This window comes from Flavobacterium sp. UBA5153, from assembly GCA_002413745.1.
Lineage (GTDB): Bacteria > Bacteroidota > Bacteroidia > Flavobacteriales > Flavobacteriaceae > Flavobacterium.
Map to the genome: position 1 here is coordinate 60,823 of DHXP01000057.1, position 11,637 is coordinate 72,459.

General features: G+C 37.2%; 7 protein-coding genes. 6 read left to right on the forward strand and 1 reads right to left on the reverse strand.

All coding sequences use genetic code 11. The features are described from left to right. Nucleotides 1–5 precede the first annotated feature (5 nt). From B2145_RS11125 to mgtA (B2145_RS11150), 6 genes are all read left to right on the forward strand, one after another. Nucleotides 6–1,010: a DHH family phosphoesterase gene (locus tag B2145_RS11125; RefSeq protein ID WP_291102196.1), complete on the forward strand. Its 1,005-nt coding sequence runs from the start codon at nucleotides 6–8 to the stop codon at nucleotides 1,008–1,010. A gap of 6 nt (nucleotides 1,011–1,016) precedes the next feature. After that, complete coding sequence (gene gldI / locus B2145_RS11130; protein WP_291102198.1) at nucleotides 1,017–1,667, forward strand: gliding motility-associated peptidyl-prolyl isomerase GldI; 651 nt, start codon at nucleotides 1,017–1,019, stop codon at nucleotides 1,665–1,667. Between the two features lie 29 nt (nucleotides 1,668–1,696). Continuing rightward, the gene (locus tag B2145_RS11135) at nucleotides 1,697–2,821 is read left to right on the forward strand and encodes a peptidylprolyl isomerase (protein ID WP_291102200.1); all 1,125 of its coding nucleotides are present in this window, start codon (nucleotides 1,697–1,699) and stop codon (nucleotides 2,819–2,821) included. Nucleotides 2,822–2,865: 44 nt separating this feature from the next. Further along, nucleotides 2,866–4,065, forward strand: coding sequence for a peptidylprolyl isomerase (locus B2145_RS11140; protein ID WP_291102202.1), 1,200 nt, complete (start codon nucleotides 2,866–2,868; stop codon nucleotides 4,063–4,065). A 597-nt stretch (nucleotides 4,066–4,662) separates the two neighbouring features. After that, a complete protein-coding gene (gene mgtA, locus B2145_RS11145; protein ID WP_291102204.1) occupies nucleotides 4,663–7,182 on the forward strand; it encodes a magnesium-translocating P-type ATPase in 2,520 nt (839 codons plus the stop codon). A 507-nt stretch (nucleotides 7,183–7,689) separates the two neighbouring features. Beyond that, nucleotides 7,690–10,401 carry a magnesium-translocating P-type ATPase gene (gene mgtA / locus B2145_RS11150; RefSeq protein WP_291102206.1) on the forward strand — a complete coding sequence of 904 codons (2,712 nt, stop codon included), beginning with the start codon at nucleotides 7,690–7,692 and terminating at the stop codon, nucleotides 10,399–10,401. Between the two features lie 523 nt (nucleotides 10,402–10,924). On the opposite strand, the gene B2145_RS11155 is transcribed toward mgtA (B2145_RS11150), so the two are convergent. Continuing rightward, the gene (locus B2145_RS11155; protein ID WP_291102208.1) at nucleotides 10,925–11,365 is read right to left on the reverse strand and encodes a hypothetical protein; all 441 of its coding nucleotides are present in this window, start codon (nucleotides 11,363–11,365) and stop codon (nucleotides 10,925–10,927) included. Nucleotides 11,366–11,637 lie beyond the last annotated feature (272 nt).

The window sequence follows — 11,637 nt, forward strand, 5'->3', positions numbered from 1 at the left end:
AAACTATGAAAGAACAAGACATTCAAGCGATACAGTTGTTATTATCAACTCCAAAAAAAATTGCCATCATTCCGCACCGGAGTCCAGACGGTGATGCCATGGGGTCGACCTTGGGATTATACCATTTTTTGTTAAAAAACAACCATCATCCCGTTGTTATTTCCCCAAACGAGTTTTCCAATTTTTTGGATTGGATGCCCGGTTCGGAAACCGTTAAAATATTTGAAAAAGACAAAAAAAATTGCACCAAAATCCTTGAAGAAGCCGAGCTTATTTTCACGCTTGATTTTAATGCTTTGCATCGCGTAGGCGAAATGGAAAATGTGTTAAACAAGCTCAAAGTTCCGTTTGTAATGATTGATCACCATCAGTCGCCTGATGATTTTGCCGTGGTTACGTATTCGGATATTTCTTTTGGATCGACCTGCGAAATGTTGTATAATTTCATTTGCTTTCTTGGTAAAAAAGAAGACATCGACAAAACTATTGGCACCTGCATATATACCGGAATTCTCACAGATTCAGGTTCCTTTCGATTTCCAAAAACAACAGGGACAACACACCGAATCATAGCCGACTTAATTGATTTAGGTGTCGAAAACACCGAAATCCCAACCCTGCTTTTTGACAACAGTTCATTTGGACGACTGCAATTGCTAGGAAGAGCGCTTCAAAACACGAAGGTTATGGCTGACAATAAAACGGCTTACACCACGCTTACACAAGACGAATTAAATACTTTTAATTTCGTAAAAGGAGACACGGAAGGCATCGTTAATTATGGACTAAGCATAAAAGGCATTGTTTTTACGGCTATTTTTATCGAAAACAGGGAAGAGGATATTATCAAGATTTCGTTTCGTTCACAAGGTGATTTTGATGTCAATCAATTTGCACGAGATTATTTTAATGGTGGAGGACATCGTAATGCTGCCGGAGGAAAATCGGAATTATCGATGGAAGAAACAGTTAAGAAATTTGAGGATTTAGTAACGAAACTAAAAATATAATGCATCATGAAAAATAGAAAATTTGTAATGGTTATGTTTGTTGCATTTATTTTAATTTCAAGCTGCAAACAACATCAAGAAGCCAGAAGACCTATTTCGCAGACATCGGGAACCTTTATGAAAAAATCAATAAAGAGAAACAAGAAGTTGATAGCTGGCGAGGAAGGACAAATTGATTCGATAATTAAAAGCAACCCTAAAATAAAATATCTGGCCTCTACAAAAGGATATTGGTATTCCTATGAAATCCAAAATCAGTTGGATACACTCACCCCAAAAAAGGGAGATGTTGCTTTTTTTGATTATGAAATAAAAGACATAAAAGGCAATATCATCTATTCTGAACTGGAATTAAGACCGCAGACTTATTTTGTTGACAAGCAAAACATCATGACGGGATTGAGAGAGGGCATAAAATTGATGCATAAAAACGAAAAAGTGACTTTTCTTTTTCCTTCTCATATGGGGTATGGTTATCATGGCGACAACAAAAAAATAGGCACAAACCAGCCATTGCTTTGTACCGTAACGCTGCGCAATTTTAAATCGGAAAAAGACTTTAAAAAAGAGGGGGAATTAAAACCGTCAACTCCGATAAAGCAACAAATTAAACCCGAAAACAAACCCGAAAACAAACCCAAAGACACTATAAAATAATAAGAAAATAATAAGAAAATAATTTAGAAATGAAAAAAAGCATCCTATTCGCACTCCTTGTAATTGCCTCATTTTATTCTTGTAAAGAAGAAAAAAACAATCTTCCTGATGGCTTATATGCCAAAATAGAAACCAATAAAGGAATCGTAATCGTACAATTGGATTATGAAAAAGCTCCTATCACCGTGGCCAACTTTGTGACATTGGCCGAAGGAAAAAATGAGTTTGTTACCAATAAAAACCTTAAGGACAAACCTTTTTATGATGGTTTGAAATTTCACAGGGTGATAAAAGATTTTATGATCCAAACTGGTGATCCACTAGGGACGGGTTCCGGAGATACCGGTTATAAATTCAAGGACGAAATTTCTGATCTGAAATTCGATAAAGGCGGTGTTTTGGCAATGGCCAATAATGGTCCGGCAACCAATAGCAGCCAGTTTTTCATAACCCATCTCGAAACGCCTTGGCTAGAAGGAAAACATACTATTTTTGGCCACGTGGTAGAAAAAGGAATGGACGTGGTAAACCTAATCGAACAAAATGATTTCATCAATAAAGTAACCATAATTAGAAATGGTGAAGAGGCAAAAAAGTTTGATGCCGTAAAAACATTTCATGATTATTTTGCCATAGAATCAGAAAATCAAAAGAAAAAATTGGCCATTGATGCCGAAAACCAAAAAGCGGACGACTCAAAATACAAAGCCGTCCATGAACAAAAAGCGGCTTATTTTGCAGATTTAAAAGCCAAGGCAATAAAATCCAAAACTGGGCTTCAATATGTAATAACCAAAAAAAGTGGCGGTAAAAAACCGGTAAATGGCGCAACCATTTACATTCATTATGCCGGTTTTCTAGAAAATGGCTCCTTATTTGACTCGAGTATTGAAGACGTGTCAAAAACTTTTGGGAAATTTGATCCAAACAGAGCTTCACAACATGGATACCAGCCCATTCCGTTTCAAGCGGGACGAAAAGACGGCATGATTCCCGGTTTTATCGAAGGAATCGAAAAATTATCCTTTGGAGACAAAGCCGTACTGTTTATACCATCCAATTTAGCTTATGGAGAAGCAGGTGCCGGTGGAGTAATTCCGCCAAATACCAATATTATTTTTGAAGTTGAATTATTGGAAGCCATGCCTCAATAATTTAATAATGACACAAAAACAAATTAGACCTTAAATTATACCAAATGAAATCTAAAATCCTGTTATTATTATTTTTGGGCGTGTTGAATATACAAGCTCAAAATATCAAAAAACCAACTGCGACGGTTAAGGCAACTCCCAAAGCCCCCGCGGTTATCGAAGGAATTTTTGCTACCATTGCCACTAACAAAGGTGACATCATCGTTCAATTAGAATATCAAAAAACACCGATTGCCGTAGCCAATTTTATAACATTGGCAGAAGGTAAAAATGCTTTTGTAACCAATGAAAAACTAAAGGGAAAACCCTTTTATGACGACTTGAAATTTCACAGGGTCATCAAGGATTTCATGATTCAAGGCGGCGATCCTTCCGGAAACGGTTCTGGTGATCCAGGCTACGCTTTCAAAGATGAATTTACCGATTTGAAATTTGATAAAGGCGGTATTTTGGCCATGGCCAATTCAGGTCCGACAACCAATGGAAGCCAGTTCTTTATCACGCACAAAGATACGCCTTGGTTGAATGGAAAACACACCATTTTTGGTCACGTTATCCAAGGAATGGATATCGTAAACTTGATTGTCCAGGGCGATGTCATCACAAAAATTACCATCGACCAAAAAGGAGTTTTAGCAAAAAAGTTTGATGCACCAAAAGTATTCTCGGACTATTATGCAAACAAGTCCGAAGACGCTAAAAAACAAGCCTTGATTGAAGCTGAAAACCATAAAAAACAGGCAGAAATTATCGCCGAAGCAAAAAGAGTTTATCTAGAGAAATACGGTAGCGTTATCGCAGCAAAAGTAGCTTACTTTGCGACTGCGAAAGCTGCTGCTACCACGACAACTTCTGGTTTAGCGTATCAAATAACACAAAAAGGAAGCGGCGTAAAACCTGCCGATGGCACAACCTTTTATTTTAATTACTCCGGTTATTTTGAAGACGGAACCTTATTTGACAGCAATTATGAAGACGTAAGTAAAACTTATGGAAAATTCGATGCCAATAGAGCGGCCCAAAACGGATACCGAGCTTTTCCTTTACAAGCTGGAAAAAAAGACGGCATGATTCCTGGATTTCTGGAAGCATTGAGCCTGATATCATTTGGAGACAAAGCCATAATTTTCATCCCTTCTAATCTTGCTTACGGTGAAAGAGGCGCTGGTGGCGTGATTCCTCCTAATGCCAATCTTATTTTTGAAATAGAAATGATTGAAAATAAGCCAGAGATTAAACAGTAAATTTTCAGAAAAACACTTTTTATAAAGTGTGCTTCTTCCAATAAACAAACCCAACAGGATTCATAAACTTGTTGGGTTTTTTGTTTCAAATTATTATTGTCAAAAATAAATTTCGTTGAGTCCCTACAGGACAATATCGTGTTTTATGAATACGTAATTACCAACATTTAACCTCTACGGGCTTGCTCCGTTAGGGGCTAAATATTGGTAGAAAAAGAATTAAGCCTCACCCTTTATAAGTAATCGGAATGTTTTGCTGTCGTATAATAGAATTCATTAATTCATTGTATAAATACAAGTTGTAGCCAACTTCGAAAAAATAAAGTACGACATTATATGATGCTTATTACTTAAATGTCCCGTAGGGACTATATTTATTGGGATGTAATACTATTTAACTTTTTTTTATCGGACAACAATGATTTCAAATTACGAAGATTCCCAATTCAAATTTTTAAAATTCCCCCATTTAAATTGATCAAACTAAAAGATTAATTTTTCGTTTTACCAAAAGTCGCAATAAAAGCATTTCTATCTTTTTATTTATTCTTATATTTGGGAATATGTTTGCTTACAATCCATTTAGATATACCCTTTATGCAAACTTCACCAACAGATAACTTTTGGCAATTTGACATCAACTACTGGTTTCAAAAACTGAATAGCACGGATAAAGGGTTATCTCAAATAGCTGCCAATAAAATTCTCAGCCAATCCGGGCATTTTAAAAAGCCCAAGTCTGTTTTCAGAAAAGACATCGCTCTTTTTTTAGGCCAATTCAAAAGTCCGTTGATGCTACTTCTTATTGGGGCTGTCATTTTATCGGCTTTTCTGGGGGATACCTCCGATGTATTCATTATTCTGTTTATTGTTTTATCCACAGGTTTGCTCAGTTTTTTTCAAGAAAGAAATGCAAGCCGGTTTGTAGAAAAATTACAATCTATGATTGCCTTAAAAAGCGAAGTATTGAGAGACAATCGGGAACAGGAAATCTTTTCTTCTCAAATAGTGGCTGGTGATGTGCTTTTGTTGAAAGCGGGAGATATGTTACCGGCAGACTGTCTGATTATGGAATCTAACGAACTGCATGCCAACGAAGCCAGTCTAACCGGTGAATCCTACCCCACGACGAAAGAAGCGGGCGTTCTTGACACGAATACCGAACTGGCCAAAAGAACCAATTGCCTTTGGGAAGGAACGAATATAGTGAGCGGCACTGCAAAAGCTTTGGTCATCAATACCGGAAACAACACCATTTTCGGAAACATTACCCAAAGTGCTTCCACCACGGTGGAAACCACTTTTGAAAAAGGCATCAGGGATTTTGGTTTTTTCCTGATGAAAATCACCTTGGTACTTTCGCTCTTCATTTTGGTGGTCAATTTATTAAATCACAAAAACGTTATTGAATCTGCTTTATTTGCATTGGCTTTGGCCGTAGGAATGGCTCCGGAACTACTTCCCGCCATCACCACCATTGCGATGAGCGCGGGTGCCAAAAGGATGTTAGCCAAGAAAGTAATCGTCAAAAAACTGGCCTCGATTCAAAACTTGGGGGAGATAAACTTATTATGCACCGACAAAACAGGCACCATTACCGAAGGTGCGATTAAAATTGCCGGAACGGTTGATGGCTTGGGCATCGAAAATGAATTCGTAAAAGAACTCGCCTATTGGAATGCCTATTTCGAAACCGGTTATGCCAACCCAATCGATGAAGCCTTAAAACAATTGACGCTTGATCCGAAAATTAAAGCCACGAAATTTGGGGAAATTCCGTATGATTTTATACGCAAACGAATAAGCATTGCCATCGCTGCCGACACCGATAAATTGCTGATTAGCAAAGGCGCTTTTAGCAAAATCATCCCCATTTGTACCAAGGTAAGATTAAGCAACGGCAGCATCGAAAATATCGAATTGCACAGGGCCGAAATCGATGAAAAATTCAAACAATTCGGAATTGACGGATTGCGAGCAATTGGGGTTTGTTACAAGAACTTAAATACCGATTCCTTTTCGAAAGAAGATGAAAAAGCCATGATTTTTGCCGGTTTTATATTGCTCGAAGACCCCGTAAAAGAAGGTATTATCGAAACTATTGCCGAATTGCGAAAACTGCAGGTAAACTTAAAAATAATATCAGGTGACAACAAATATGTAGCCAAATCCATCGCGTTAAAAATTGGCATCAAAAATCCGGTGGTCATGACGGGACAAGAACTTTTCAGTGTGAGCTCGGAGGCATTGAAACATTTGGTGCGAAAAACACACATTTTTGCCGAAGTGGAACCGCAACAAAAAGAAAATATCATAAGGGCATTACGAAAAACGTACACGGTTGCCTATATGGGTGACGGCATTAACGATGTTTCGGCCATAAGTGCCGCCGATGTTGGAATTTCAGTAGAAAATGCCGTTGACGTTGCCAGAGAAACTGCCGACTTTGTTTTGATGGAAAAGGATTTAATGGTCATAATAGATGGCATTAAGGAAGGACGAAAAACTTTTGCCAACACGCTCAAATATATTTACATCAGCACGGGTTCTACCTTTGGCAATATGTTTAGCGTGGCAATAGCTTCCTTGTTGCTGCCGTTTCTTCCGATGCTTCCAAAACAAATTTTGCTGACCAATTTCATTACCGATTTTCCTTATCTCACCATAGCTTCCGACAATGTTGACCAAGAACAATTGAACAAACCGGGGAAATGGAATTTGAAACTCATCAGAAACTATATGGTTGTTTTCGGGATACACAGTTCACTTTTTGACGTGATTACTTTCCTTACCCTTTTGTATGTATTAAAAGTAAAAGAATCCGCTTTTCAAACGGCTTGGTTTGTCGAGTCTATACTCACTGAATTGTTTATTCTCTTCATCATTCGAACCCATAAAAACTTCTTTAAAAGCAAGCCCAACAAATATCTTTTTGTTTTAAGCATATTTGGATTAGTGCTAACACTTTCACTTCCTTATATGCCTTTTGCGGGCGAGGTGGGATTGTCTCCGTTGCCGTTCCTTAATTTAGGTATTATGCTGGCAATAGTGGCGGCCTATATTATTACTGCTGACTTATTAAAAGTTTGGTTTTTTAAAAACTACAGAGGTACATAATTTATTCAACAATTCAACACCAAACCAAATGTTTACTTTAAAGGACAATATGGCGGACAATACAGCAGTAGAAGTGCGCAACAGGTTTTTAAAAATGCCCTGCAAAAAGCATAAAACCGTTAGCATAACATAATAGTTTTCGACATAGTTATGCGACTCATGGAAAGCTGTACTGATTTGCATTATATTCAAGAATTATCGGAGCATAATAGCATTAAAACAACCGAAATATAGACCCCTATAAGCACGAAAAGTTTGCAGTAAATAAAAAGTCCGGTTGATAATTTATAGTATATTTTTTTCATATTTTTGCAAAAAAAATAAAATCGCCATTTATGGAACATATCCACCCAAATAAGGTTGGATATACACTAGTCATGCAAAACCGCTTTGGCGACTATGTGAACTCAAATAAACGAACAAGAAACAACCTGACTTGCAAATTTTCCATCCATTGAATTAATAAATTTGCAGACTTATTTTTTTAAATATTTAAAATATTTTGAAATGCCAAAAGCAAAAATAAAGGAACAACTAAAAAGCAAAATTAGTTTTTCAAACAACTCAAACTATGGCTTTGATGAAACTGCATTCGACATACTCCGCAAGGTATCCCATGAAGACAGTGATTCCTTTTTAGTCACATTAAACAGTGATATAAACGGACTTTCTGAACATAAGGTTCTGGAAAAGAGAAAACAATTTGGACTAAATGAAATAGAACACGAAAAAGCGGACGCATGGTATAAACAATTATTCCATTCTTTCCTCACTCCATTTAATTTAGTGCTTATCACCATTGCTATTGTATCTTTTGTAATAGACATCTTTCTTGTGGCACCAGGTGAGGGGGATTACAAAACAGTTATTGTAGTTATCACGATGGTGATGCTTAGTTCGCTCCTACGTTTTTGGCAGGAATACAGCAGTAATCAAGCGGCCGAAAAGTTAAAGAGCATGGTAAAAACCACGGCTGACGTGTTGAGAAAAGAATCCGGCAAAAAAGAAATTGACATAAAAAAAATTGTTCCCGGAGACATTATTCAGTTAAGTGCAGGCGACATGATTCCTGCCGACTGTCGAATTATTCAATCAAAAGATTTATTCGTGAGCCAATCAATGCTTACTGGAGAAGCACTGCCGGTTGAAAAACGAGAACATAAGATTGAGGATGCCGAGAAAAAATCTCCACTAGAATTAGAGAATCTTTGTTTTATGGGAACAAATATCGTGAGTGGCACGGCAACAGCTATAGCCGTTACCACGGGCAACAAAACTTATTTTGGTTCCATTGGAAAAGCACTTACCGGTAAAAGACCTCTCACAAGTTTTGATAAAGGCGTTAGCAGCGTAAGCTGGTTACTAATTAGGTTTATGCTGATAATGGTTCCCCTTGTGTTTTTGATAAACGGTTTTATGAAAGGAAATTGGCTGGAAGCTTTGTTATTCGGTCTTTCAGTTGCAGTTGGCTTGACTCCCGAAATGCTCCCTATGATTGTTACCGCAAATCTTGCCAAAGGCGCGCTGAAAATGAGCAAGCGAAAAGTAATTGTAAAACGCCTCAACGCTATTCAGAACATTGGCGCAATGGATATTCTTTGCACCGATAAAACAGGAACCTTAACATTAGATAAAATCGTTCTTACACGCCATTTGAATGTTTTTGGAGACGATGATGATGAAGTAATGAAATGGGCCTACCTCAATAGTTATCATCAAACGGGTCTAAAAAATTTGTTGGACGTAGCCGTGCTTGAACACACCGAATTGCACCATTATACTAAAGTGGATGAAGATTTTAAAAAGGTTGACGAAATTCCCTTCGACTTTCAACGCAGAAGAATGAGTGTAATCCTCGAAGAGAAAAATGGAAAACATTTATTGATTTGCAAAGGGGCAGTGGAAGAAATGCTCGAGATATGTTCTCACGCGTTTGACCCCGGTAAAGACAAGCAATTACAAATTGAGAACGATACTATTGTTCCAATGAATGATGAAATGCGAAAGATTGTTTCCGACACCTCAAGGCATCTGAATGAAGATGGATTAAGAGTTTTATTAGTCGCCATAAAAGAATATGATGAACGACCACTGACCTATTCGATCAAAGATGAAAGCAATTTAGTGCTTACCGGTTTCATCGGGTTTCTTGACCCACCTAAACCTTCCGCCAAACATGCTATTGAAGGACTTCAGAAATTAGGGGTAAGCATTAAAGTATTAACTGGTGATAACGAAATTATCACTAAAAAGATTTGCCGTGAAGTTGGAATTCCAATTAACAATGTGATTTTAGGAAATGAATTGGAAAAAATGAGCGATGAAGAAATTGTTGCCCAGATTGACGATATTTCTATCATGGCAAAACTAAGTCCAATGCAAAAATCACGAATTGTAAAACTATTACAGGCAAAAGGGCACACTGTCGGGTTTATGGGGGATGGCATTAATGATGCAGCTGCCTTGCGCGATGCAGATGTTGGAATTTCAGTTGACACAGCCGTTGATATTGCAAAAGAAAGTGCCGACATTATTTTACTTGAAAAAGATTTAATGGTGTTGAAAAAAGGAGTGGTTTACGGCCGCCGTACTTTTGGCAATATTATCAAATATATCAAAATGACCGCAAGCAGTAATTTCGGTAATATGTTCAGTGTTTTGGGAGCAAGTGCTTTGCTACCTTTTCTTCCGATGCTTCCTATTCAGATTCTGGTGCAAAATCTTTTGTATGATGTTTCGCAAATATCAATTCCGTGGGATACCATGGATGATGAATTTATCGAAAAACCACAGAAGTGGGATGCAAGAGGAACAAGACGTTTTATGATTTTTATTGGTCCAATCAGTTCCCTTTTTGATTATGCAATTTTCGGCTTAATGTTCTTTTTCTTTAAAGCCAACTCGCCCGAACATCAAAGTTTATTTCAATCAGGCTGGTTCATTGAGGGGTTGTTATCGCAAACACTCATTGTTCACATGATACGCACACGAAAAGTTCCTTTCCTACAAAGTTGGGCAACAGCACCCGTTGTCGCTTTAACATCACTGGTAATGGCAATCGGAATATTCATTCCTTTCTCTCCGTTTGCAGCCGCTTTAAAATTACAACCATTGCCTTTAAGTTATTTTCCGTTTCTGATTTTAATTCTATTTAGCTATTGCGTTCTCACGCAGTTTATAAAGAATTGGTATATCAGGAAATTCAATCAATGGTTATGAGAAAAAAAACAAAACAGTGGTCGATTGCATTTATTCTGTTAATCGCGGTAATAATCCTGGCAGATATGTTAGTTGAAAAACACAACAAGAAACAACTTCTTAACAATACAGAAAAATCAAAACATTAGCAGGCGAAGCCAATTTTGCTGACCGATTTCATTACCGATTTTCCCTATCTCACCATAGCTTCCGACAATGTTGACCAAGAACAATTAAATAAACCGGGGAAATGGAATTTGAAATTCATCAGAAACTACATGGTTGTTTTCGGGATACACAGTTCCCTTTTTTTTGATGATTTTTCCATATTAAAAAGTTTGATGAAACGAATTTCATCAAACTTTCTGGAATGCCAATGGCAATAATGCTTAACAGACTATTTGCCAACTATTTTTCAGTATTATTTTTTTAAAAACTACAGAGGCAGGTAATTCTTTAAAAAAATAATATAGCAATCCGTTTTTATCCGTGTTTTTCCTTGGCAACGGCGTTCATCTGCATTCCATTTTAGGCTCAAACGGACTTATTTCTTCACAAATTTCCAGTCGAATTCATCTTTGGCATTGATGATGGCGCCAATTTCGAATTTTACGACCTCGTCAAATTCTGTTTGCAGGATGATCCAATTGTCCTCGTTGAAATAGTTTTCGAAAGTGTCAAACTCTTCCTGCGTGAATTTTGTCAGACCTTTTGTGGCCAACTCTTTTTTGATTTCGCTGATTTTTTTGCCAATCACCTTATTCCCGAATAACTCCAAGTCTGGACTGGAAGCCACGATATAACCCAGTTTAAAATCTTCGTCCTTATAGAAAGTCAAACGCATTTTTAGTTTATTATAGGCAAAAATCACGTTGTCGTCCTCGTCCTTGTAATTCCTGTCCGGTTTTCCGTAAATGGCGGTAACGTCGTTCTGTTTCATTCCGAAAAGGAGCTTGTCGATTCCGTTTTTTGGATTTATTTTCATTTTTTATATTTTATAATTGGATGATTGAAAAATTGAATAATTTCTTGTGGCTAGTGACAAAGGTATTCCTTTTCAGGATTTATTTTCGTGTTTGAGAAGACAATTATGGAGTGCGGGAATTAGATCGACTCATTAATTCCATTGGAAAGACTTGTAAATGAAATAGTCTCCCTTGTTTGAACGTTTGTAAGAAATATAGATTAAATTAGCAGAGACAAAATTACCGTTTATAGCGTATAGCTGTGCAAATTGGGTTGGATATGCGCTGTTAG

Coding starts and splice junctions, on each gene's coding strand:
- B2145_RS11155 (WP_291102208.1), bottom strand. CDS start 11,365: ATGAAAATAAATCCAAAAAACGGAATCGACAAGCTCCTTTTCGGAATG.
- mgtA (WP_291102204.1), top strand. CDS start 4,663: ATGCAAACTTCACCAACAGATAACTTTTGGCAATTTGACATCAACTAC.
- mgtA (WP_291102206.1), top strand. CDS start 7,690: ATGCCAAAAGCAAAAATAAAGGAACAACTAAAAAGCAAAATTAGTTTT.
- B2145_RS11135 (WP_291102200.1), top strand. CDS start 1,697: ATGAAAAAAAGCATCCTATTCGCACTCCTTGTAATTGCCTCATTTTAT.
- B2145_RS11140 (WP_291102202.1), top strand. CDS start 2,866: ATGAAATCTAAAATCCTGTTATTATTATTTTTGGGCGTGTTGAATATA.
- gldI (WP_291102198.1), top strand. CDS start 1,017: ATGAAAAATAGAAAATTTGTAATGGTTATGTTTGTTGCATTTATTTTA.
- B2145_RS11125 (WP_291102196.1), top strand. CDS start 6: ATGAAAGAACAAGACATTCAAGCGATACAGTTGTTATTATCAACTCCA.